Origin of the sequence: Sphaerimonospora thailandensis, from assembly GCF_016863115.1 — a bacterium.
Lineage (GTDB): Bacteria > Actinomycetota > Actinomycetes > Streptosporangiales > Streptosporangiaceae > Sphaerimonospora > Sphaerimonospora cavernae.
Window position 1 is genome coordinate 25,475 of record NZ_BOOG01000046.1, and the last position, 23,341, is coordinate 48,815.

20 protein-coding genes are annotated in these 23,341 nt (G+C 69.7%); 7 read left to right on the forward strand and 13 right to left on the reverse strand.

Annotation, left to right across the window (positions count from 1 at the left end):
* Positions 1-71: 71 nt before the first annotated feature.
* The 9 genes from Mth01_RS22115 to Mth01_RS22155 form a co-directional block, all read right to left on the reverse strand.
* Positions 72-3,803 carry a multifunctional oxoglutarate decarboxylase/oxoglutarate dehydrogenase thiamine pyrophosphate-binding subunit/dihydrolipoyllysine-residue succinyltransferase subunit gene (locus tag Mth01_RS22115; RefSeq protein ID WP_204017834.1) on the reverse strand — a complete coding sequence of 1,244 codons (3,732 nt, stop codon included), beginning with the start codon at positions 3,801-3,803 and terminating at the stop codon, positions 72-74.
* Between the two features lie 208 nt (positions 3,804-4,011).
* Positions 4,012-4,653: a B3/B4 domain-containing protein gene (locus Mth01_RS22120; protein WP_204017835.1), complete on the reverse strand. Its 642-nt coding sequence runs from the start codon at positions 4,651-4,653 to the stop codon at positions 4,012-4,014.
* Positions 4,654-4,728: 75 nt separating this feature from the next.
* Positions 4,729-5,187, reverse strand: coding sequence for an NUDIX hydrolase (locus Mth01_RS22125; protein WP_204017836.1), 459 nt, complete (start codon positions 5,185-5,187; stop codon positions 4,729-4,731).
* A 13-nt stretch (positions 5,188-5,200) separates the two neighbouring features.
* On the reverse strand, positions 5,201-5,815 hold the full coding sequence (tmk, locus tag Mth01_RS22130; RefSeq protein ID WP_204017837.1) for a dTMP kinase: 615 nt from the start codon (positions 5,813-5,815) through the stop codon (positions 5,201-5,203).
* Positions 5,815-7,272: a B12-binding domain-containing radical SAM protein gene (locus tag Mth01_RS22135; RefSeq protein ID WP_204017838.1), complete on the reverse strand. Its 1,458-nt coding sequence runs from the start codon at positions 7,270-7,272 to the stop codon at positions 5,815-5,817. The genes tmk and Mth01_RS22135 overlap by 1 nt, the downstream gene beginning before the upstream one ends.
* The gene (locus Mth01_RS22140; protein ID WP_204017839.1) at positions 7,229-8,023 is read right to left on the reverse strand and encodes a DNA glycosylase family protein; all 795 of its coding nucleotides are present in this window, start codon (positions 8,021-8,023) and stop codon (positions 7,229-7,231) included. Before Mth01_RS22140 ends, Mth01_RS22135 begins: the two co-directional genes overlap by 44 nt.
* 187 nt (positions 8,024-8,210) lie before the next feature.
* Positions 8,211-8,450, reverse strand: a complete 240-nt coding sequence (locus Mth01_RS22145) for a hypothetical protein (protein WP_239089898.1) — start codon at positions 8,448-8,450, stop codon at positions 8,211-8,213.
* Between the two features lie 62 nt (positions 8,451-8,512).
* A complete protein-coding gene (locus Mth01_RS22150) occupies positions 8,513-9,745 on the reverse strand; it encodes a helix-turn-helix domain-containing protein (protein WP_239089899.1) in 1,233 nt (410 codons plus the stop codon).
* A gap of 344 nt (positions 9,746-10,089) precedes the next feature.
* Positions 10,090-10,395 carry a cellulose-binding domain-containing protein gene (locus Mth01_RS22155; RefSeq protein ID WP_239089900.1) on the reverse strand — a complete coding sequence of 102 codons (306 nt, stop codon included), beginning with the start codon at positions 10,393-10,395 and terminating at the stop codon, positions 10,090-10,092.
* Between the two features lie 95 nt (positions 10,396-10,490).
* Between Mth01_RS22155 and Mth01_RS22160 the strand changes: the two genes are divergently transcribed.
* Genes Mth01_RS22160 through Mth01_RS22170 form a run of 3 tightly spaced genes read left to right on the forward strand, consistent with a single transcriptional unit; the run spans position 10,491 to position 13,507 of the window.
* Positions 10,491-11,102 carry a winged helix-turn-helix domain-containing protein gene (locus tag Mth01_RS22160; RefSeq protein WP_239089901.1) on the forward strand — a complete coding sequence of 204 codons (612 nt, stop codon included), beginning with the start codon at positions 10,491-10,493 and terminating at the stop codon, positions 11,100-11,102.
* Positions 11,102-12,406 carry an MFS transporter gene (locus Mth01_RS22165; RefSeq protein ID WP_204017842.1) on the forward strand — a complete coding sequence of 435 codons (1,305 nt, stop codon included), beginning with the start codon at positions 11,102-11,104 and terminating at the stop codon, positions 12,404-12,406. Before Mth01_RS22160 ends, Mth01_RS22165 begins: the two co-directional genes overlap by 1 nt.
* Positions 12,407-12,433: 27 nt before the next feature.
* Complete coding sequence (locus Mth01_RS22170) at positions 12,434-13,507, forward strand: MBL fold metallo-hydrolase (RefSeq protein WP_204017843.1); 1,074 nt, start codon at positions 12,434-12,436, stop codon at positions 13,505-13,507.
* Positions 13,508-13,560: 53 nt separating this feature from the next.
* On the opposite strand, the gene Mth01_RS22175 is transcribed toward Mth01_RS22170, so the two are convergent.
* Together Mth01_RS22175 and Mth01_RS22180 are read right to left on the reverse strand one after the other, a co-directional pair.
* Positions 13,561-15,921, reverse strand: a complete 2,361-nt coding sequence (locus Mth01_RS22175) for a glycoside hydrolase family 65 protein (protein ID WP_239089902.1) — start codon at positions 15,919-15,921, stop codon at positions 13,561-13,563.
* A gap of 30 nt (positions 15,922-15,951) precedes the next feature.
* Positions 15,952-16,692, reverse strand: a complete 741-nt coding sequence (locus Mth01_RS22180) for an HAD family hydrolase (protein ID WP_204017844.1) — start codon at positions 16,690-16,692, stop codon at positions 15,952-15,954.
* 298 nt (positions 16,693-16,990) lie between these two features.
* Between Mth01_RS22180 and Mth01_RS22185 the strand changes: the two genes are divergently transcribed.
* A complete protein-coding gene (locus Mth01_RS22185; protein WP_204017845.1) occupies positions 16,991-18,202 on the forward strand; it encodes a cytochrome P450 in 1,212 nt (403 codons plus the stop codon).
* A gap of 64 nt (positions 18,203-18,266) precedes the next feature.
* Here the strand turns inward: Mth01_RS22185 and Mth01_RS22190 are convergent, their stop codons facing one another.
* The gene (locus tag Mth01_RS22190) at positions 18,267-19,292 is read right to left on the reverse strand and encodes a GDP-mannose 4,6-dehydratase (RefSeq protein ID WP_204017846.1); all 1,026 of its coding nucleotides are present in this window, start codon (positions 19,290-19,292) and stop codon (positions 18,267-18,269) included.
* Positions 19,293-19,549: 257 nt separating this feature from the next.
* Between Mth01_RS22190 and Mth01_RS22195 the strand changes: the two genes are divergently transcribed.
* Genes Mth01_RS22195 through Mth01_RS22205 form a run of 3 tightly spaced genes read left to right on the forward strand, consistent with a single transcriptional unit; the run spans position 19,550 to position 22,667 of the window.
* Entirely contained in the window at positions 19,550-20,830 is a 1,281-nt protein-coding gene (locus Mth01_RS22195; protein WP_204017847.1) for a glycosyltransferase family 4 protein, read from the forward strand.
* Between the two features lie 53 nt (positions 20,831-20,883).
* Positions 20,884-21,597 carry a class I SAM-dependent methyltransferase gene (locus Mth01_RS22200; protein ID WP_204017848.1) on the forward strand — a complete coding sequence of 238 codons (714 nt, stop codon included), beginning with the start codon at positions 20,884-20,886 and terminating at the stop codon, positions 21,595-21,597.
* On the forward strand, positions 21,594-22,667 hold the full coding sequence (locus Mth01_RS22205; protein ID WP_204017849.1) for a prenyltransferase: 1,074 nt from the start codon (positions 21,594-21,596) through the stop codon (positions 22,665-22,667). Before Mth01_RS22200 ends, Mth01_RS22205 begins: the two co-directional genes overlap by 4 nt.
* 8 nt (positions 22,668-22,675) lie before the next feature.
* Here Mth01_RS22205 and Mth01_RS22210 read toward each other — a convergent pair whose 3' ends face one another.
* The gene (locus tag Mth01_RS22210; RefSeq protein WP_204017850.1) at positions 22,676-23,311 is read right to left on the reverse strand and encodes a class I SAM-dependent methyltransferase; all 636 of its coding nucleotides are present in this window, start codon (positions 23,309-23,311) and stop codon (positions 22,676-22,678) included.
* Positions 23,312-23,341: the final 30 nt, after the last annotated feature.

Here is a 23,341-nt window from a genome sequence, read left to right on the forward strand (position 1 = left end):
TCGTGACCGTGGGGGACTTCCATCTTTCTCGTACGGCTCGCCGGGCCACGCACCGGGGGGCGCACAGGCGGCTAGCCGAAGATCTCCTTCAGCATGGCGGCCAGCTCCGCGTCGTGCTTGGAGTGCGAGCCGGTCGCCGGCGACGAGTTCGGCGTACGCGACACCCGGCGCAGCCTGCGGCCGCCCAGCAGTTCCGGCTTCTCCATCATCTTCAGGCTCAGGTACGGCCAGGGACCCATGTTGACGGGCTCGTCCTGGGCCCAGATCAGGTCGACGCCCGCTCCGTAGCGGTCGATCTCGGCGCTCAGCGGGTTCTCCGGGAACGGGTAGATGCGCTCCAGGCGGACCAGGGCCACATCGTTCCTGCCCGTCTTCTCCCGCTGCGCGAGCAGGTCGTAGTAGATCCTGCCCGAGCAGACGACGACCCGGGTCACGGCCGCCGGGTCCACGGTCGAGTCGCCGATGACCGGTTGGAACGAGCCCGAGGTGAAGTCCTCGGTCGCGGAGGCGGCCGCCTTGTGGCGCAGCAGCGACTTGGGCGTGAACACGACCAGCGGCCGGTGCCGGTTGGACCGCACCTGCCAGCGAAGCAGGTGGAAGTAGTTCGCCGGCGTGGTCGGCTGGGCCACCGTCATGTTGTCCAGGGCGCACAGCTGCAGGAAACGCTCGATGCGCGCCGAGGAGTGGTCCGGCCCCTGGCCTTCGTAGCCGTGCGGCAGCAGCAGCACGACCGAGGAGCGCTGGCCCCACTTCTGCTCACCGGACGAGATGAACTCATCGATGATCGACTGGGCGCCGTTGGCGAAGTCGCCGAACTGGGCCTCCCACGCGACCAGCGCGTCCGGCCTGACCACGCTGTAGCCGTACTCGAAGCCCATGGCGGCGAACTCGCTGAGCAGCGAGTCGTACACGTAGAACTTCGTGGTGTCGTGGTTGAAGGACTTGAGCGGCGTGTGCTCCTCGCCGGTCACCCGGTCGACGAGCACGGCGTGCCGCTGGCCGAACGTGCCGCGCCGGGAGTCCTGGCCGACCAGGCGCACCGGGTGCCCGTCGATGAGCAGCGAGCCGAAGGCCAGGAGCTCGCCGGTCGCCCAGTCGATGGCGTCATCGGAGATCATGGCGCCGCGGCGCTGCAGCACCGGGGCCAGACGCGGGTGGACGGTGAAGCCCTCGGGCAGGTTGAGCTGGGTCTCGATGACCCGCTTGACCGTCTCCTCCGAGATCGCGGTCTTGGTGTCCTCGTGCGACCACGGGATCAGCTCGTCCGGCTCCGGCACCACGACCGAGCCGGGCTCGAGCGGCTTCTTCGAGGCCTCGCGGGTCTCGGTGAAGGCCCGTTCGAGCTGTTCCTGGTAGTCGCGGAGCGCCTGCTCGGCCTCCTCGACCGTGATGTCGCCTCGGCCGATCAGAGCTTCGGTGTAGAGCTTCCTGGTGGACCGCTTGGCGTCGATCAGGTCGTACATCAGCGGCTGGGTGAAGCTCGGGTTGTCGGCCTCGTTGTGGCCGCGCCGCCGGTAACAGATCATGTCGATCACGACGTCCTTGCGGAACGCCTGGCGGTACTCGAAGGCGAGCCTGCCTACGCGGACGACCGCCTCGGGGTCGTCGCCGTTCACGTGGAAGATCGGCGCCTGGATCATCCGGGCCACGTCCGTCGCGTAGACGGAGGAGCGGGAGCTCGCCGGGCTGGTCGTGAAGCCGACCTGGTTGTTCACCACGATGTGGACGGTGCCGCCGGTGCGGTAGCCGCGCAGCTGCGACAGGTGCAGGGTCTCGGCCACCACGCCCTGACCGGCGAACGCCGCGTCGCCGTGGACGAGCACGGGCAGGACGGTGAAGCCTTCCTCGCCCCGCTCCAGCAGGTCCTGCTTGGCTCGGACGACACCCTCGAGGACGGGGTCGACGGCCTCCAGGTGGGAGGGGTTCGCCACGACCGATGCCTTGATCTTGGTGCCGTTCGCGCCGACGAAGTCGCCGCTCGCACCCAGGTGGTACTTCACGTCGCCGGAGCCGTGCGCGCTGCGCGGGTCGAGGTTGCCCTCGAACTCCCCGAACACCTGCGCGTAGGACTTGCCGACGATGTTGGCCAGGACGTTCAGCCGGCCGCGGTGGGCCATGCCGATGACGACCTCGTCGAGCTCGTCGTCCGCCGCCGCGCTGATCACCGAGTCGAGCAGCGGTATGAGCGACTCGCCGCCCTCCAGCGAGAACCGCTTCTGCCCGACGTACTTGGTCTGCAGGAAGGTCTCGAACGCCTCGGCCGTGTTGAGCCGGCGCAGGATGTTGAGCTGCTCCTCGCGGTCGGACTTGGCGTGCGCCTTCTCCACCCGCGCCTGGATCCAGGCCCGCTCCTCCGGCTCCTGGATGTGCATGTACTCGATGCCGACCGTGCGGCAGTAGGAGTCGCGCAGCACACCGAGGATGTCGCGCAGCTTCATCAGGGGACGGCCGCCGAAACCGCCCGTGGCGAACTCGCGCTCCAGGTCCCACAGCGTCAGGCCGTGGGACTTGATGTCCAGGTCCGGGTGCTTGCGCTGCTTGTACTCCAGCGGGTCGGTGTCGGCCATCAGGTGGCCGCGTACCCGGTAGGCGTGGATCAGCTCCAGCACGCGGGCCGACTTGGTCACGTCGTCGTCGTGGGTGGCCGAGATGTCCGGTTCCCAGCGGATCGGCTCGTACGGAATGCGCAGCGACTTGAAGATCTCGTCGTAGAAGCCGTCGGCGCCGAGCAGCAGCTGGTGGATCCGGCGCAGGAAGTCGCCCGACTGGGCGCCCTGGATGATCCGGTGGTCGTACGTGGAGGTGAGCGTCATCACCTTGCTGATCGCGAGGCGCGAGAGCGTGTCGGCCGACGCGCCCTGGTACTCCGCCGGGTACTCCATCGCGCCGACACCGATGATCGTGCCCTGGCCCGGCATCAGACGCGGCACCGAGTGGACCGTGCCGATCGTGCCCGGGTTGGTCAGCGAAATCGTGGTGCCCTGGAAGTCCTCCACGCCGAGCTTGCCGCCGCGGGCCTTGCGCACGATGTCCTCGTACGCCACCCAGAACTGGCGGAAGTCGAGGGTCTCCGCCTCCTTGATCGACGGGACGAGGAGCTGGCGGCTGCCGTCCTCCTTCCGCACGTCGATCGCCAGGCCCAGGCCCACGTGCTCGGGCTTGACCAGGACCGGCTTGCCGTCGACCTCCGTGAAGGAGTGGTTCATCTCCGGCATCGACGCGAGCGCCTTGACGATGGCGTAGCCGATCAGGTGGGTGAAGGAGATCTTGCCCCCACGCCCGCGCTGCAGGTGGTTGTTGATGACGATGCGGTTGTCGATGAGCAGCTTCGCCGGCACCGCGCGCACGCTGGTCGCCGTCGGCACCGCCAGCGACGCCTCCATGTTGAGCGCCGTACGGGCCGCGGCGCCGCGCAGCCGCTCCTCCGCCGCGCCGGCGGGGACCGGGGCCGGCTTCGCCTTCGCTGCCGCCGCCGGGGTGGGCCTGGCGGCCGGAGCAGCGGGCTCCGCCGGGGCGGGCCGCGCGGCCGGCACAGCCTGTGCGGCCGGTGTTCGCGTGACCTGTGCGGCCGGTCCGGCGGCCGTGGCCTTCGCGCCGTTCGGCGCCTCGCCCGGCACGCCCGTGGGAGCGGCGGCCTCAGGGGAAGCGGTCTTGCCGGTCCCGCTGTAATCAGCGAAGAAGTGCCACCAGGCCTTGTCCACAGACTCGGGGTCCTCGAGGTACTTCTGGTAAAGCTCGTCGACAAGCCATTCGTTCTGTCCGAAGCTTGCCAGCGGGTCTGTCCGCGACGACTCAGACGACACGGCGGAAATCGCCCTCTTCCGCAGATCGGCGTTGATGTTTGGTGAACCTGTCCCAGGCTACTCGCCTTAAAACGGTCAGGGACGCGTAGCTTGTTCCAGGCTCCGGCCCATCCTTCCAGGACCGATCGAACAGGTCACGCTCTCATGGCCCGATTGGACGATGAGATAGTACTTTCCGCTGGGCCATGCGTGTATCGGATGGCCGAAATCAAGCGACCATTCGAGACTCGATCCGCACCTGCGGGCTGATCTCGGCGAGCAGTGCGGCGAGTTCGTCACCGGACGCGGCCAGTTCCTCGAGCGACAGCGGCTCCAGCCGTTCGAGCAGGAACAGGGCGTCCACCGACTCCTCGGTGATCCTTGTCCGCACGCACTGCCGCCAGTTCCACCGGCGGCAGGTCACGCCCGCGTCGTCGCGCCACACGACCTCGCCGATATGCGGGTCGCCCAGCACCTCGTCGGACGGTTCGTCCCCGGCCGCCCGGACCAGGCGCGCCGTTCCCTGATAACGGCGCAGGTCCTCACCGCCGATCGGCAGGCCGTGCCGTACGGACACGGCGTTGTACGCGTCGACCACGAGGTTGATCTCGGGCAGCGGCATTCGCCGGATCAGGGCGTCGACCGACGGCCGGGTGCGCTGCGGCTTGGCGCCGAACGCGCGGTACGCGGCCCGCCACGCCTCGATCTTCTCGTGGTCGAGGGGTACGGCATCAGCCGCGGCGGCGGCCAGCCACCCGCGCGACCTGTCGTCGCTCGGTCCGTTGCGCAGCCCGTACGCGCAGACGACCAGCACGGCGAAGTCCGGACGCAGCGCCCTGACCGCCTCGTCCACCCAAATCTCGTTGATCACACCCCAACCCTATGGCTTCTGCAGGTCGAAGCGGATTTGTCCCTCCTGGCGACCAGCCCGTTCAGGCCTGATGATCTATCTCGCGGCGGCCAGCTCGGGCCAGCCGTGTACTCCGATGCCCGTGTCCGATCGGTACAGCTCGACCCCGGCGGCGGTGTAGGGCACGGTGTTGTCCGGTAGCGTGTCGATCGGGCTCCAGGTCAGGCCGCCGCACTTGCTTGGCTCGGCGTTGTACGGCTCGCCGTTCCATCGGAAGGCTGCGAAGAACACGCCGATCCGTGGCCGGCCTTCGGGGGACAGGTGGTGGACGACGGTGGCAGGCCGCAGGTCGGCCGGGTCGATGATGACGCCCACCTCCTCCCGGGCTTCGCGGATCGCGCACTGCACGACGGTCTCGCCTTCTTCCAGGTGCCCTGATGGCAGGCAGTACAGGCCGTCGGCGTACCCGGTCCCTTGACGTAGGCACAGCAGGATATGGCCGGCTCGCTCCAGAAGCACGTGGACATCGACGGTGACCTGGTACCTCTGCGACATGCCACACCTCCAGCTACTCCCGTTGCCGACGCGACCATAGCTCATTGATGCGTTCGGATACGGCCTGGACGGCGCCTTGCGGGGGAACGTCCCCGGTGTCCAGTCGGTATGGCGGGAACCCGTCCTCGGTGAGCACGTCGGCCAACTCGTCGTAGAGCCGGGCCTCCACGTGGCTGGACCCGGCGTGCTCGAACCGGGAGTGCGCGCCTCGCAGGGCCAACCTCTCTTCGAGGATGCCTGAGTCGGCGGTCACGAGCACGGCCAGGTCCGGCCGCAGCGCGAGCGCGTTGAGGCGACGGACGTACTCCAGGGGCACGCCGTCACGGGTCTGCAGGACATAGGAGGACGGCACGTATCGGTCGCAGAGAACGAGCCGGTCGGCCTGCAGTGCGGGCTGGATCTCCCCGGCCAGGTGGTGGTAGCGGTCGGCGGCGACCAGGCAGGCCAGCGCCGGCCCGGCGTAGGCGGCGGTCTGGTGGCGGGCGACCTGTCCCAGGGGTCCATCGGAGGGCTCGCGGGTTGCCGTTACGGGATACCCAGTATCGGCGAGGTGGTCGGCTAGGAGCCGGGCGAGGGTGGATTTCCCGGCGCCGCCTGGCCCGTCGAGGGTCACGAACAGGCCGGGCATCAGCTGCTCCCCTGGGTTCGGGCGTGTTGCTCGCGGGCGAGCTCGACGAGGTGGGTGTGGATCTCCTCCTCGGTTGCCTCGCCGAACTGGAGGCCGGAGGAGAAGTTGAACTCGTCTCGCCCGTGGAGTGCTTCGTCGTCGGTGCCGAGGTCGACGGGTGTGTAGTTCAGGAGCTGCTCGGGGGTGTAGCGGCCGGTGACTATGAGCCGGTCCCATTCGGGGGTGCCCGGGTAGGGACGGAACTGGAAGACGGATGCCCGGAACGTTCCAATACGGTTATCGGTAAGGTCCCACAGGCGGTGGATCAGCTCGACCGTCGCGGCCATTTCGGTCCGGGTCTCCGTGGGGAATCCGAGGATGAAGTAGCCCTTCACCTTGATTCCCCTGCGGGTGAGCCGCTCGACGACGCTGGTCACCATGTCGCAGGTGATCCGCTTGTCGATGTAGGTGAGCATGCGCTCGGATCCGCTTTCGATGCCGAGTGCGACCTCCCGTAGGCCGCACGCCGCGAGCAGATCCAGCGTGGCGTCCGGTGTACGGTGAAGGACGTTGATGCGGCCGGTCGCATCCCAGACCGCCCAGTCGCCGACGTGTTCACTGGCGAACGCGGCCATCATCTGGTCGATCACTCGGCGGGCGCCGAGGAACAGATCGTCGACGAACCGGAACGCGGTCACCTCGCCCTGATCGCGTAGCCGGTGCATCTCCAACAGGATGTTGAGCGGGTCGCGCACCCGGATCGTCACGTCGGGGTTCGCCGAGACGGCTGCGCCGCAGAACGAACAGTCGTACGGGCAGCCGCGGGCGCCCACCATGTTCGCCTCGATCCGGCCGTCACCCGCCCGGTACGGGTCCTGGGCGAGGTACGTGCGGTCGACGAACGGCAACGTGTTGATGTCCGGGGCCAGATAGTGGCCTGTCCCGGGGCGTCCCCCGGTCACCGGTGTGCCGAGGACGGGGTCGAGCCACATGACCCCTGGAAGGTCGGCACGGTTGCGGTGGTCGGCGAGAAGCCCGACAACGCGGGTTTCGGCTTCGCCAAGGATCAAGGCGTCGCACCGGGTCATGCGGGGGTCGGTGAGAATCCGGGTCGGCATCGCCTTGGCGTGGTGGCCACCGGCCATGATGTGGATGCTCGGGTCGACGGCTGCGGCGATCATGGCGCTGATCTCGTAGGTGGGTGCGAGCAGGTTGAATCCCACCCAGCGGGGTGCCACTCGGTCGATCAGGGCGATGGTGTCGGCGACGGGCAGGCCGGCGGCTTCGGCGTCGAGCACGGCGACGTTGTAGCCGCGGGTGGTGGCGTAGGTGGCGATGTAGGCCATCCCGAGGACGGGCAGCGTGTAGTCGTTGACCCGTGGTCGGACGGCATAGTCGCGGAGCGGGGCGTTGACGAGCAGCAGGTCGAGGGGGTCAGCGGGGTTGGGCCCCTGAATCAACGGGGGGTTTTCGGGCATGGTCGTCTCCCCACGCAAGGGTGAGCACGGTCAGGGTGGACAGGTGCGGACCGGCCAGTCGCCGCCAGGTGGCGGCGAAGCCGGGTTCGTCGGCAGGCCAGGCGCCAGCGGGGTCTGCGGCTGCGGCCCATGTGCGCACGGCCAGGTCGGCGTACGGGTAGAGCGAGAAGTCCCCGGTGTGGTCGGCGACGGCGGCGCCTGCGGTCCACGGGCCGATGCGGGGGACAGCCTGCAGGGCCTTGACCAGAACGTCGGCGGGCAACTGCGTCCATTCGGCGTGGTGGTCGAGGTAGGCGTCGGCCGCCGCCTGCAACGGCCGGCGCTTGAACGCCATCCCCAGGTCGGCGAACTCCTCGGCGGACATGGCGAGCACCCGCTCCGGGGTCGGCATCAGCGCGGTCGCGGCGACCTTGTAACCGGCTGCGGCCCGGAACATCTGATGCATCTTCCTGGCCTGCCCGGCGCGGATGACCTGCCGGATGATCGCGGTGGCCAGAGCGTCCCACAGGTCCGTGTTTCGCCACCGCCGTACCGGGCCGAGGGTTCGGAGTGCATGGGCGAGCCCCGGGGGGAGCGCGGTCAGGTCGAGGGTGACCGGCTCGTAGGTGTCCACGGGCGGGGCGTCTCCTGAACCGCTGATCAACTGTGACTCGCCCTCAGCGATGATCAGCCAAGTCCCGGCCTGGGTTCGCATCGCCCGGTTGAGCGTTCCGTCCGCAGTGTCCCAGCCGGGATGGTCAAGCATGTACATCGTGGTCTCCAGGGTTCGCCGTCGTTCCTGCGATGGCCGATTCGTGGGTGGGCCACGCCCGCGACACGGTAGTAGGGCTGATGAGTTCGGGATAGGGAGATGTGACGGTCGAGAGTTCACCTTGCGCGGCTCCTTACGTTCTTGCCCCTGGTACGGCCCTCGGACGCCCACACTGGGTTCTCTGGGGTCACCGCAGGCCCTCGGCCTTGTATTCCTGTTCGGCGATGACCTGGCCCAGCTCGCCCAGGTCGTCGGCGTCGACAGTGCGATACGCCCCTGCGCGCTCGGCGGCCGGGGGGAACGGCCGTGCTCTGGTCGCCCACAGCCGTCTGGCAGAGCTGCGCCATATCGTCCATTCGGGGAACCGCTCAGCCAGGGCCGCCATCGGGTCGGCCGCCCGCTCCTCCAGGTCGTGTTCCGATGTCATGGCAAGGACCGTAGATGACGCTCCGTGCTCACAGGGACACAGTTTCTGCCCCCTGGTTTCGGTCAGGCCATCAGCCCGATTTTGTCCGCGAGTTCGTGCGCCTGCCGCCGCATGCCGGGCAGTTCCGCCAGCTCCAGTGCCATCCTTCGGGCGTAGCCGTTGTAGCGGATCGTCTCCGGGGCGGTCTGCTGGGCGAGTTGCAGCGTGCCGAGCACCGCGGCGTGGTCGCGTTGCAGGTGGTGCGCCCGGGCTACCTCGATCAGATGGCGTCCCCTACGGGGTCGCGACGGGATCGGCGCGGAGAGCGCCCGCTCGGCCTGCCGCGCCGATTCGCCGCCCTGATGCAGCTCGACCGCGACCGTGACCGCATGCGCGCCCATGACGACCTGGGAGAAGCTTGTCCACGGCTGGTAGTAGTCGTCCGGCAGCCGGTCGGCCACTCGCCCGGCCTCTTCCCAGTGCCGCCAAGCCTCGCCGGCCTCGCCGAGGCGAGCGGCGGTGAAGGCCAGCTCGAAGCTCAGCGCTCCCCACATCGCCCGCAGTTCCACGCCCGCGGAGTCCATATGCGGCTCGATCGCGGCCAGGCCCTGCTCGTTGATATCCCAAGCGGCGTCGAGGTCCCCGGCGTCGCGGTGGGCCTGCCCGAGGAACCACACGGCGCATGACAGGGCAAGCGGGTCTTCGGACTCCTGAGCGGCGAGCAGCGCGCGGTCGGCCACCCGCCACAGCAGATCTTGGGCTGGCTGGTAGGCGAGGAACATCTGAGCGAGGCCATAGGTCTCAGCGAGCAATGCCTGGGCGCGGCGACGATCCTGCCCGGCGTACATGGCCGCAGCGAGTTGGGCGTCGCGGATCAGGTCGGGCAGGATCCGGCCGAGCGTGGTCCGGTGATCGGGGGAGGCGTGTCGAGCCCGCCATGCGGTGTCCAGCCGCGCACGGAGCGTGCTGAGCGGTTGCACGACCCCGGTGGGCTGCAGCGGTGCGGCGTTGATGGCGTGCCGTACAGCGTCCAGGGCGGGATGGCCGGGACCGTTGAACATCCGCACTGGCATGGACTGGTCGCCGGTCAGCTCTGACAGATCGCGAACCCGGAGCGCCTCGGCGAGCTGCAGCAGGATCGGCAGTCGCGGCCTCTGCTGCAGGCGGCCGGTCTCGACCTGCTTGAGCCAGGACGCCGATTTCCCGACCAGGCCGGCGAGGACTTCGCGGGTCATACCGCGGCGTTCGCGCAGGTAGCGGAGGCGCTGTCCGAGGGTGAGCGTCGGTCCGGTGAAATCATTCGCAGCGTCGTTCAAGGCCCTGCCCCTCCTGACGATCTCGGCAAGTTAAGCGTATGCCGCAGGGCCTATCGCAGGCGAGGCTTCGCTCAGCCCGGGCCGCCCGTACACCTCAACCATCTGTGGAAGACCATCGACGCCACAGTCGGCAGCGATCTGTGAAAGCCTGCCGCCATGGCAGAGGAAGGCGACCGGCCGAGCCGCTTCGACGGCGTCATCGGAACTGTGCCCGGCTTGACCGAGGTCGTGGACGTGGAAGCGAGCCGCGACGGCTGGAATGAACCTGAGCAGTAGGAATGGAACCGGCCGCCACCTCTCATGAGGTGGCGGCCGGGGTCTTATCGAGTCGGGTGTCCCCGCCGTCAGGCGCAGGCGGCGCCGTTCAGGAGGAACAGGTCGGGCGTGGGGTTGGCCCCGGGCGCCGAGACGCCGTTGAAGCCGAACGTCACCGAGTGTCCCGGCTTGATCTTCTTGTTGTGGTGGGCGTTCGCGGCGGTGACGGTCGCACCCTGCTGGGTGAGCGAGGCGTTCCAGTCGTGGACGACCTTCTGCCCGCCGAGGAACGACCACTTCAGCGACCAGCCGTCGATCGCCTTCCTGCCGGTGTTCTTGAGCGTCACCTGGGTGGTGAAGCCCTGCGGCCAGGAGCCGTGCACGGTGTAGGTCACCTCGCACGTCGGGGCGGCCGGCGGCGTACATTTTCGCAAAGGATTCTTTGCAAAGGATTCTTTGCGATGTTAGCTTGTGCGCCGGGGGTGATGGCGTGGATCGGGAGGTCTTCCAGGTGCGGGATCCCCGCACGCTGAAGGCGGTCGCCCACCCGCTGCGGGTGCGGCTGCTGGGGGCGCTGCGGACGTACGGACCGGCGACCGCGACCGAGTTGGGCGCACGCTTGGGGGAGAGTTCGGGTTCGACGAGCTACCACCTGCGGCAGCTCGCCCGCTACGGGTTCGTCGAGCAGGACCCCGAGCAGCGGGACCGGCGAGAACGGCGATGGCGGGCGGTCCACATGCTCACCTCGTGGAGCGACGCCGAGATGTCGGCGACCGCCGAGGGCCGGGATGCGGCGGCCTTCCTGCGGCGACGCCAGCTGGACGTGTTCATCACGAGGGTGGAGGCGTTCGAGCGGCAACGGGAGTCCTGGAGCGAGGAGTGGATCGAGGCGGCCGGGATGTCCGACCTGCTGGTACGGCTGTCACCGGCGGCCCTGACATCGCTGTACGAGCGGGTCTCGGCGCTGCTGCGTGAGGCGGCCGACCAGGGCCGGGATGATCCCGACGCCCGCACTGTCTCGTTCTCCTTCGCCGCCTATCCCCACCTGCCCGAGGGCGTACCCGAGCCTGCCGACCGGCCATCTGACGCGGGGGCCGGCTAATGATGACACCGGCGGCGGCCCGGAGACGATACGCGCTGATCGAGTTCCTGACGTGGCTGCCCCCGGGGCTGACCATGGCGCCGATGGTGCTGCTCATGTCCGTCCGTGGGCTGGACATCGCCCAGATCGGTCTCGTCTTCGCGGCCTACTCGGCCATCGTCGTCGTCCTGGAGCTGCCCACCGGCGGCCTGGCCGACGTCGTCGGACGGCGCGTGGTGCTGGCCGCCTCCGCCGTCGTGAGCGTGGCCGGGCTGATCACCATGGCGTTGGCCGACTCGGTCTGGCCGTTCCTCACCGCCTCGGTGCTGAAAGGCATCGCGCAGGCGCTGTCCAGCGGGCCGGCCCAGGCGTGGTACGTCGACGCGCTGCATGCGGCCGAGGGTCCGCAGGCCGATCTCAAACCAGGTTTGGCGGCCGGCGCCACGGCCGGGGCGATCGCGCTCACCGTCGGCGCGTTGACCGGTGGACTCCTCCCGCTCGTCGTCCACGGTGGGGCCCTCGCCGCGCCGGTCTGGGCGGCCGCGGGCGCCGCCGCGGTCCTCCTGGCGACCGTGCTGTGGGCGATGCCGGAGCCCCGCGGGGAGGCCGCGCGTGCGGGCGCCGCGAGGTTGACGGCGGTGCTCCGCGACGTGCCGGCGACGATCGCGGCCGGGATCCGGCTGGGGCTGACCGGTAGCGGGCTCGGGCGGCTCCTGCTGGTGTCCGTCGCCACCGGCCTGCTGCTCAACGGCATCGAGCTGCTGACCCCCGGCCGCCTGGCCGCGCTCACGGGCCGGGCCGACACGGCGAGCACGGCCTACGCGGTGGTCACCGCCCTGGGCTTCGCGGCCAACGCGGTCGGGAGCCTCGCCGCCCCGGCGGTCGCCCGCGTCGCCGGGGGTTCGGTGCGGGCCGCGGTCGCGGGGACGGTCGTCACGGCGGGTGCGGTGACCGCGCTGGCCGCCTCGACCGGCCTCGCCGGCTGGGCGGGGATCGTCACGGCCGGTGTCGCGTACATCGTGCTCTTCGCCGGGCTCTCGGTCGTAGAACTGCTGCGCGGCGAGCTGATCCACCAGCGGGTCGCCTCCGATCGGCGGGCGACCGTGATGTCGGTGGACTCGCTCCAGCTGAGGTTCGGCGGGATGATCTCATCTGTAGCCCTGGCGCCGCTGGCCAACGCCGCCGGAACGGGCGTGGCCTGGGCGGCCGCCGCTGCGATCATGCTCGGCTCGACCCTCCTCTATGTCCGGCTGCCCGCCCCGCGTCCGGCATCCGGGGACCCCCTTGTAGAACGAAATTCGGTTGGCGGGCACAATCAAGCGTGATCGGGGCTGCGAGAGGGGTGGGAGTCGATGGTCAAGAACGGTGTGACGGCGGCGAACGAGGAACAGCGCGCCGCCTGGCTCGACGGAGCGATGCCGCAGGTCGAGCGAGTACGGCCCGGCCTGTGGTCGCTCCCCGTGCCGATCCCGATCAATCCGTTGCGCTATGTCCTGGTGTACGCCTTCGAGATCCCGGCCGGCGTGGTGATCATCGATGCCGGATGGAACACCGACGAGGCCTACGCCGCGCTCGATGCCGGACTCCAGACCGCCGGATATGAGATCGGCGACGTCAAGGCTGTGCTGGTCACGCACATGCATCCCGACCACTACGGCCTCGCCGGACGCATCCGGGAGGCATCGGGCGCGTGGATCGGCCTTCACGAGGCCGACGCCCGTCTCCTGCACGACCGCTACGACGAAGACGCGATGGCCCCCCTGATCGACCTGCAGCGCCGGCAACTCGTCATGTGCGGGGTGCCCGACTTCACCGCGCAGGAACTGGCCGGGGCGTCGAAGGCGATCCGCGATTTCGTGACGATGGCCACGCCCGACCGGCTCATCGAGGACGGCGAACGGCTCGACCTGCCCGGCTGGGACCTGCGGGCACTGTGGACCCCCGGGCACACGCCGGGTCACCTGTGCTTCGTGGAGCCGGAGCGGAAGCTGCTGTTCTCCGGCGACCACGTGCTCGCGAGGATCACGCCCCATGTCGCCGCGCATCCCCAGTCGGGGCCGAACCCGCTCGCGGACTACCTCGACTCCCTGCGCGAGGTCGGCAAGCTCGACGTGGACGAGGTGCTGCCCGCGCATGAGTTCCGCTTCCTGGAGTTGGGCGCGCGGGTCGACTACGTGATCGCCCACCATGAGGAGCGGCTGGCCGAGATCGAGCGTGCCGTGGCGGAGTCGCCCGGTCTGACCTGCTGGGACATCGCCACCCGACTGACCTGGTCGAGGCCTTGGGAGACGATCCCGCTGTTCATGCGGCGGACCGCGAACAACGAGACGCTCGCACACCTCCTGTGGCTGAAGGCTCGCGGGCTGCTGACCCACGTGCCTGGCGAGCCCGGCCACCCCGACCTGTGGTCCTCCCCTTCCCCGTGATCTTGCGAATGCTCGCAGAGACGGTCGTTGACCTGACCGTTTCCCCAGAGAGGTCAGCCGATCTCTGGGCGGCGGGGGGTGGGCTCGCGGCCCGGCGGCTGGCGGATCCGCGGCCCGGGGGTCGGCGGCGCCGGGTTCTGCCGGGTGGCCGGATGCTCGTCGAGCGTGAACTCCTCACCATGGTGGGCCAGCGGCAGCGGGGGGCCTTCCAGGAGATGATAGGTCGTCGTTCTCTGGGCGATGTCGACCTGCAGGAGGCGCCCCCGGTAGCGCAGGCGGAAGCTCAGCCGGGTGATGCCCGAGGGCAGTCGCGGGGCGAACTGGATCCGCCCGCCGCCGGCGCGCATCCCGCCGAACCCGTCGACCAGCGCGATCCAGGAGCCGGCGAGGGAGGCCATGTGGACGCCGTCGCGGGTGTTGTGCTGCAGGTCCCGAAGGTCGACCAGCGCCGCTTCGCCGAGGTAGTCGTGCGCGAGCTCCAGTTGCCCGACCTCGGCGGCGAGCACCGCCTGGGTGCACGCCGACAATGACGAGTCCCGGACGGTCAGCGCTTCGTAGTAGGCGAAGTTGCGTGCCTTCTGCTCGGAGGTGAACGCGTCGCCGCACGTGTGCATGGCGAGCACGAGGTCGGCCTGCTTGACCACCTGCTTGCGGTAGAGGTCGAAGTAGGGGAAGTGCAGCAGCAACGGGTACTGGTCCGGCTTGGTGGCGGCGAAGTCCCAGACCGCGTGCCGGGTGAACCCCTCGCTCTGCGAATGCACCCCGAGGTGCTCGTCATAGGGGATGAAGATCGCCGTGGCGATGTTCCGCCAGATCGCGGCATCCTCCAGCGTCACCCCCAACTGCTCGGCACGGTCGGGATGACGGATGATCACTTCGGCGGCGGAGCGCAGGTTACGCTGCGCCATCAGGTTCGTGTAGACGTTGTCGTCCGCGATCGCGCTGTACTCGTCCGGGCCGGTGACCCCGTCGATGTGGAACCGCCCGTCGACGTCGTGGTGGCCGAGGGAGCGCCACAGCCGGGCGGTCGCGACGAGAAGAGGCAGGCCGATGTCACGCTCGAACGCCACGTCGCCGGTCGCGTCGACGTAGCGGGTGACCGCGTCCGCGATGTCGGCGTTGATGTGGAACGCCGCGGCTCCGGCCGGCCAGTACGCGGAGCACGCCTCACCGTTGATCGTGCGCCAGGGGAAGGCCGCGCCCTCCAGCCCGAACTGTGCGGCGCGCCTCTCCGCGAGCGGCAGGATCGACTTCCGCCAGGTCAGCACGTCGGCGGCGGGCTGGGGATGGGTGTAGGTGAGCACGGGCAGCACGAAGGCCTCGGTGTCCCAGAAGACGTGCCCGTCGTAGCCCGAACCGGTCAACCCCTTGCCGGGGATGGGCCGCTGCTCCGCCCTGCAGCCGGCCTGCAGCAGGTGGAACAGCCCGAAGCGGACGGCCTGCTGCACCTCCGTGTCGCCCTCGACCTCCACGTCGGCCCCCTCCCAGAAATCGTCGAGGAACCTCCGCTGCTCGGCGCACAGGCCGTCCCATCCGGCCAGCCGGGCGGCGGCCAGCGCGGCCACGACCTGGTCGTGCATGGCGGGCCGGGATCGCTGCGCCGACCATCCGTACGCGAAGAGCTTGGTCAGCCGTAGCCGCTGCCCCGGCTCCAGGGAGGTCGCGATCGTCACCCTGCTGACGTGCTCGCGGCCACCGGCGTCGACCTGGGTGTTCTCGGGGCCGTCGACGTCGTGCCACATCCCGGCCGCGACGCGCAGCCGGCTGGCTCGGGTGATGTGGACCATGACCGCCACCCCGTCCAACGCCGGCAGGTTCTCCTCCAGCACCAGGGGATCCTCCAGCGCGGCCGCGGCACGCGGGTCGGAGCCCGACTCGGGCAGGGTCTCGTTGGCCACCAGCTCCGACTGCACCACCACCTTCACCGGGTGGTCGACCGGCTCGACCTCGTAGCGGATGGCGGCCACCGCGCGGTGGGTGAACGACACCAGCCGGGTCGAGGTGAGACGGATCTCCCCCTTTGTGGGCGAGGTCCAGTGGACCTTGCGGGTGAGGGTGCCCGCTCGCAGGTCGAGGATCCGCTCATGTTCGTGCAGCGTGCCGTACCGCACGTCGAAGGGCTCGTCGTCGACCAGCAGCCGGATCAGCTTGCCGTTGGTCACGTTGACCACGGTCTGCCCGGACTCCGGGTAGCCGTACGCGGTCTCGGCGTGCGACAGCGGCCGCAGTTCGTAGACGGAGTTGAGGTAGGTGCCGGGAAGCCCGTGCGGCTCGCCTTCGTCGAGGTTGCCGCGCAGGCCGACATGCCCGTTGGACAGCGCGAACACCGACTCGGTCTGCGCCAGCACGTCCATGTGCAGTCGGCACTCCCGCACCGACCACGGTTCGACGATGAAGGCCGGATGCTTGATCACTGTGCCTCCCTGCTCGTCAGAGGCCGTCCGTCAGGGGTGGAGGAGCTGGGCGAGGTCTGTGATCACTATGTCGGCGCCGTGCTCGCGCAGCGCGTCCGCCTGCCCGAGACGGTCGACGCCGACGACGAAGGCGAAGTCTCCGGCGCGGCCGGCCGCCACCCCGGCCAGCGCGTCCTCGAACACGGCCGCCTCGCTCGGCTTCAACCTGAGCGCCTCGGCGCCCGCGAGGTACATGTCGGGGGCGGGCTTGCCTGCCAGGCCGCGCTCCTCAGCGACGACGCCGTCGATCCGCACCTCGAACAGGCCGGCGAGTCCGGCGGCGGCGAGCACCCGTTCGGTGTTGGCGCTCGACGACACGACGGCCCGATGCAGGCCGGCGTCCCGGACGGCGTGAACATAGCGGGACGAGCCTTCGAAGACCTCCACGCCGCGCTCGTCCAGCAAGTCCTGGACGAGATCGTTCTTGCGGTTGCTCAGGCCCTGCAGGGTGAGCGTGCCGGGCGGGTCGCCCGGCGCCCCCTCCGGCAGGTCGATGTCCCGCGCCTCCAGGAATGTCCGCGTCCCGTCGAGCCGCTTCTTGCCGTCGACGTAGTGCTCGTAGTCGGTCACCTCGTCGAACGGCACGAAGGGCACACCGGTCCGTGCCGCGTGCCCACGCAGGAAGTCGTCGAACGCCGCCTTCCACGCCGCTGCGTGGATCTTTGCGGTGCGCGTCAGCACGCCGTCCATGTCGAACAGGCAGCCCCGGATTCCGTCGGGCAACCCCAGCATCGCCTTCCCCGATCGGTCGATGTCCCGTCCCCGGTCCTCTTCCTGGTCATCCGTACCCTCCGGCCCCCGGTCCTATCGGTACGGATGACCTCAAGCGCGACCTTCTGCTGATAACAGCGAAGTTCGCCGAGGGCGCGCCTGTGAGGACGTGATCGACGTGGTCGGTGCGCCGCCATCGGGCGGCGCACCGACGCCTCTTACCTCGTGGACATCGGCGTGTCCCTCCGGCCGCCCTTGACGATCTCTTGGGACCGTAATAGAACACGTTTCAACAGGACGGGCGAACCGGGTGGAGCCAATGGAAGTGAATCTCGTCGACCAGGACTTCTACGCGCGGCGCGGCGCCCCGCACGACCAGTTCCGCCGGCTGCGGGCGAACGCGCCGGTCTTCTGGCACGAGGGTGACGCCGAGCGTGGCTGGCCCGGGTTCTGGGCGGTCACCAAGCACGAGGACGTCGTCCACGTGTCCCGCCGCTCGGACCTGTTCTCCTCCTATCGGAGGCTGGCGCTGTTCAACGAGTTGCCGGACGAGCAGGTCGAGCTGCAGCGGCTGATGCTGCTCAACCAGGACCCTCCCGAGCACACCCGGCGGCGCTCCCTCGTCAACCGCGGCTTCACCCCGCGGGTGATCGGCCGGCTGGAGGAGCACATCAGGGACATCTGCCGGCAACTCATCGACGAGGCGGAACAGCTGCCCGAGGTGGACTTCGTCAGGGACGTCGCCGCGCCGCTCCCGCTGTACGTGATCTGTGAGCTGCTCGGCGCCCCGGTGGAGGACCGGGACAAGATCTTCGAGTGGTCGAACCGGCTGATCGGCAGCGAGGACCCCGACTACGCCGCAAGCCCGGAGGAGGGCCAGGCGGCCGCGATGGAGGTCTACGCGTACGCCGACGCCCTGGCCGCGGCCCGTAAGGAGGCCGGCCCGAGGGACGACATCGTCACCAAGCTCCTGCGTCCGGACGACAGCGGCGAGGTGCTGGGCCAGGACGAGTTCGACCTGTTCGTGCTGCTGCTCATCGTCGCCGGCAACGAGACCACCAGGAACGCGGCGTCCGGCGGCATGCTGGCCATGTTCGAACACCCCGCGCAGTGGGCCCGGCTGGTCGCCGACCCGTCGCTGGCCGCGCGGACCGCCGACGAGATCGTCCGCTGGGTCTCCCCGGTGAACCTGTTCCGGCGTACGGCGACGGCCGACACGGAGATCCGGGGTCAGAAGATCTCCGAAGGGGACAAGGTGGTGGTGTTCTACGGCTCGGCCAACCGGGACGAGGACGTGTTCGACCTGCCCGACGTCTTCGACATCGCCCGCGACCCCAACCCGCACATCGGCTTCGGCGGCGGCGGGGCGCACTTCTGCCTCGGCAACCACCTGGCCAAGCTCGAGCTCAAGGTCCTCTTCGAGGTGCTGGCCGAGCGCTTCCCCGACATCCGCCAGACCGGCGCGGCCACCCGCCTCAGATCCAACTTCATCAACGGCATCAAAACCCTCCCCGTCTCCCTCCGCCCGTGATCTCCTCCCCCCTTGTGCCCGTGGGTGCGGGGTGTGTGAGGGGGTGGGGGGAAGGGGGCGGGTGTCAGGGCCAGGGGGAGCACTGGTCGGGGTCTCCGCCGTCTGACAGCAGGCGGAGGTCGGCCTCGACCATCATGGCGACGAGCTCCTCGAAGGACACGGTCGGCTCCCAGCCGAGCTGTGTCCTGGCCTTCTTCGGGTCGGCGCACAGCAGGTCCACCTCGGCCGGCCGGTGCAGCGACCGGTCGTGGACGACGTAACGCTCCCAGTCGAGCCCGACGGCGCCGAAGGCGGCCTCCACCAGTTCGCGGACCGAATGCGTACGGCCGGTGCCGATCACATAGTCCTCCGCCGTTTCGGCCGTCATCATCATGTGCATCGCGCGTACGAAGTCGCCGGCGTACCCCCAGTCCCGGCGTGCCTCCAGGTTGCCCAGGCGGAGTTCCGTCGCCATGCCCAGCTTGATCCGGGCGGCGCCCAGCGAGACCTTACGGGTGACGAACTCCGCCCCCCGCCGGGGGGACTCGTGGTTGAACAGGATCCCCGACACGGCGAACATGCCGTACGACTCGCGGTAGTTCTGCGTGAGGAAGTGTCCGTACGTCTTCGCCACGCCGTACGGGGAGCGGGGGTGGAACGGCGTGCGCTCGGTCTGCGGTGTCTCCCTGACCTGGCCGAACATCTCGGAGGACGACGCCTGGTAGAACCGGATCTGCCCGTCGGCCGACCCGCGCGAGCCGGTGATCCCCGAGCAGACGCGGATCGCCTCCAGCATGCGCAGCACGCCCATCCCGGTCACCTCGGCGGTGAGCTCGGCCTGCTCCCACGACATGGGCACGAACGAGATGGCACCCAGGTTGTAGACCTCGTCGGGCTGCACCTTCTCCACGGCGGAGATCAGCGAGCCCTGGTCGAGCAGGTCGCCGCGGACGAGCCGTACGTCCTGGAGCAGCCTGCGCACGCGCGGTACCCTCGGGTTGGCCTGGCCGCGCACGAGGCCCCACACCTCGTAGCCCTCACTCAGCAGATGCTCTGCGAGATAGGAGCCGTCCTGACCGGTGATGCCGGTGAGCAGCGCACGCCTGGTCAACGGTTCCTCCTCGCCTGAGCCCAACTCTGGTCTGTGATGACGCGAATGTACCGCCATGCCCGGCTCGAGGCTCCACCCGTCGGTCATTCGATGCTAGAACGTGTTGCACCGAATGACGTTCGGGTAGGCTAACCCCGCAGGTCCGGCGGTCTCTCGGTAAAATAGGGAGCCATTTCACCGGCCCTTCCCACACTAAGGTCAAATGGTAGGGTTCACTGCCAGCCCCTGCCGGGGGCACGGCTGGAAAGGGGTGCCGCTTGGCGGAGAGGCTGCGAGTCGCGCTGCTGTCCTACCGCAGCAAACCCACCTGTGGCGGCCAGGGGGTGTACCTACGCCACATCAGCCGCGAACTCGTCGCGCTCGGGCACCATGTCGAGGTCTTCTCCGGCCAGCCGTACCCGGAGCTCGACGAGGGCGTCATCCTCAACAAGGTCCCCAGCCTGGACCTCTACCGGGACGAGGACCCGTTCCGCGTTCCGAAGCTCCGCGAGTATCGCGACTGGGTCGACGTGCTCGAGTTCGCCACCATGTGCACGGCCGGCTTCCCCGAGCCGCTGACGTTCAGCCTTCGCGTCCACCGCGAGCTCAAGAAACGCGCCGGCGACTTCGACGTGGTCCAGGACAACCAGACGCTGGGCTACGGCGTGCTCGGCATCCAGCGGCATCTTCCGGTGGTCGGCACCATCCACCACCCGATCAGCGTCGACCGGCGGATCGAGCTGAAGGCCGCCAAGGGGTGGAAGAAGCTGTCGATGCGCCGCTGGTACGGCTTCGTCCGCATGCAGAGCTTCGTCGCGCCCCGGCTCAGCCCGATCCTCACCGTGAGCGAGTCGTCCCTCGCCGACATCCACCGCGACTTCGGGGTCCCACAGTCCAACATGCGGCTGATCCCGCTCGGCGTCGACACCCGGTTCTTCCATCCCCGCCCGCGGCTGCCCAGGCGTCCGGGCTCGATCGTGGCCGTGGCCAGCGCCGACTCTCCGATGAAGGGGGTCGCGACGCTGCTGCGGGCGGTCGCCAAGCTCGCGACGGAACGGGACGTCGACCTGACCGTGGTCAGCAGGCCGACGCCCGGGGGGCCGACCGAGAAGCTGGTCGCCGAGCTGTCGCTGCACGACCGGGTGCGGTTCGTCCACGGCATCTCCGACGAGGAGCTGGCCGAGCTGATCGCCACCTCGGAGGTGTCCGTCGTCCCCTCGCTGTACGAGGGCTTCTCGCTGCCGGCCGTCGAGCACATGGCGTGCGGCACTCCGCTGGTGGCCAGCCGTACGGGCGCCCTGCCTGAAGTCGTCGGCGACGCGGCCGTCCAGGTGACGCCGGGCGACGCCGAGGAGCTCGCCGCGGTGCTGCGGCGGCTGCTCGACTCCCCCGAGGAGCGGGCGGCGATCGGCCGCAGGGGCTACGACCGCGTGATGGAGCGGTACGCGTGGCCGGTCGTCGCGCGGCGCACCGTCGAGGCGTACGGCGAGGCCATCGCGGCCCACCGAGCCACCCACGGGGCCACCCACAGGGCCCGCGCGGGCCGTACGTCCCGCTGACCGATCCGATCGATCCGACCCGAACCCTCCCGTTATCACGAAAGGTGGGGCGAGTGCTGACCGTCGACTTCAACCGGCTGCCCGTCGGGCCGGGGAACCGCGTTCTCGATCTGGGCGCCGGAGGGGGCCGGCACGCCTTCGAGGTGCTGCGCCGGGGCGCCGACGTCGTCGCCTTCGACATGGACGCCGCCGAGCTCGAGGGCGTGGCCGCCATGTTCGCCGCGATGGACAAGGAGGGCCAGGTCCCGGACGGCGCGTCCGGCGAGGCCGTCGTCGGCGACGCACTCGACATGCCGTTCCCGGACGCCTCGTTCGACCGGGTGATCGCGGCGGAGGTGCTGGAGCACATTCCCGATGACATGTCCGCGATGCGGGAGATCGTCCGGGTGCTCAAGCCGGGTGGCCGGGCCGCCGTCACGGTCCCCAGCTTCCTGCCGGAGCGCATCTGCTGGGCCCTCTCGGAGGAGTATCACACCGCCCCCGGCGGTCATATCCGGATTTATACCTTGGCGGAGCTCCAGGCGAAGCTGAAGTCGTGTGGGCTCGAGGTGGGCGCCCACCACTACGCCCACGGGCTGCATGCGCCGTACTGGTGGATCAAGTGCGCGGTCGGCGTCAACAACGACGAGCACCCCCTGGCGAAGGCGTACCACGAGCTGCTGGTCTGGGACATCATGAAGCGTCCTCTTGCCACCCGGCTCGCCGAGTCCGTGCTCAACGCGCTGATCGGCAAGAGCGTCGTCGTCTACGTCCGGAAGCCCGCATGAGGGAGACCCCCGTCGCGCTTCCCGAGGTTTCCGGGATCATCACCCCCGACCAGGTGCTCCAGACGGCCCGGAGCATCGCGGCGATCCAGGAGCCCGACGGCGGCGTGCCATGGCCGGACGGGCACGTCGACGCGTGGAACCACGTCGAGTGCCTGATGGCGCTCACGGTCGCCGGCCTGCGCGACGAGGCGCGCCGCGGCTACGCATGGCTGGTACGGCACCAGCGGCCGGACGGCTCCTGGCCCGTGAAGATGGTCGGCGGTGAGCCCGCCGAGGCCGCCGGGGAGTCGAACCACGCGGCGTACCTCGCGGTCGGCGTCTGGCACGACCTGCTGGTGACCGGCGACGAAGTCTTCGCCCGCGCGATGTGGCCGGCGGTCGTCAGAGCCCTCGACTTCGTGATCGGGCTGCAGACGAGCCGGGGCGAGATCCTGTGGCAGCGTGACGCCGACGAGATCCCGGCGGCGTACGCGCTGCTCACCGGATGCTCGTCGATCTATCAGGGGCTGCGCTGCGGCGTGCTGCTCGCCGAGCGGCTGGGCGACCCCCAGCCCGACTGGGAGTTGGCCGCCGACGCTCTCGGACACGTGATCGCCGCCCACCCGGAGGCGTTCGCCGACAAGAGCCGCTTCTCGATGGACTGGTATTACCCCGTGCTCGGCGGTGCCGTACGGGGGCCGGAGGCGGCGCGGCGGATCGACCGGGAGTGGGACACCTTCGTCGTGCCCGGCCTCGGCGCGCGGTGCGTCAGCGATCAGCCGTGGGTGACCGGGGCCGAGTCGTGCGAACTGGTGCTGGCCCTCGACGCGGCGGGGCTGCGCGAGCGGGCGCTCGGCGTGTTCGCCGACATGCAGCACCTGCGGCACGAGGACGGGTCCTACTGGACCGGCTGGCAGTTCGTGAACGAGAGGCACTTCCCGCACGAGCGCTCGGGTTACACGGCGGCGGCGGTGATCCTCGCGGCCGACGCCCTCTCCGGGGCCACGCCCGGCTCGGGTGTGTTCCGCGATGCCGGGGACCACCTGGTCCGGGTCACCGACGACTGCGGCTGCGAGCGCGCCCGCGCCTGAGCGCGAGATCACGCCGAGGTGCGCTCCAGGACGCGGAGGGAGCCGACGGCGCGGACCTCGGTGAACGACCCCGAGGCGAGGGCGCGCAGGTAGACCCGGTAGGGCGCCTGCCCGCCGTCGGCCGGATCGGGATAGATGTCGTGGAACACCAGCGCGCCCCCCACCGCCACATGCGGGGCCCAGCCCTCGTAGTCCTGCGTCACCGGTTCCTCCGAGTGGCCGCCGTCGATGAACAGCGCGCCCAGCGGCGTGTGCCAGAACCGCGCGACGGTCGCCGACGCGCCGACGACGGCGATCACCTCGTCCTCGAGCCCCGCGGCGGCGATCGTGTCGCGGAAGAACGGCAGCGAGTCCATCCGGCCCGACCTCGGGTCGACCAGCTCCGGATCGTGATGGGGCCATCCCGGCTGGATCTCCTCCGAGCCGCGGTGGTGGTCCACGGTGAACACGACAGACCCGGCCATCCGGGCCCCCGCGCCGAGGTAGATGGCGGACTTGCCGCAATATGTGCCGATCTCGCAGATCGGGCCGCGGGAGCCGTACGCGGCGGCGATCTCGAACAGGGCCAGCCCCTCCTCCGGCGGCATGAACCCCCTGGCCTCCTCGGCCAGGCGGCGAAGCTCGGCGGGCATCGTCACGGTCATGCGCTCTCCCCCTGTACGGTTCCCGAACAA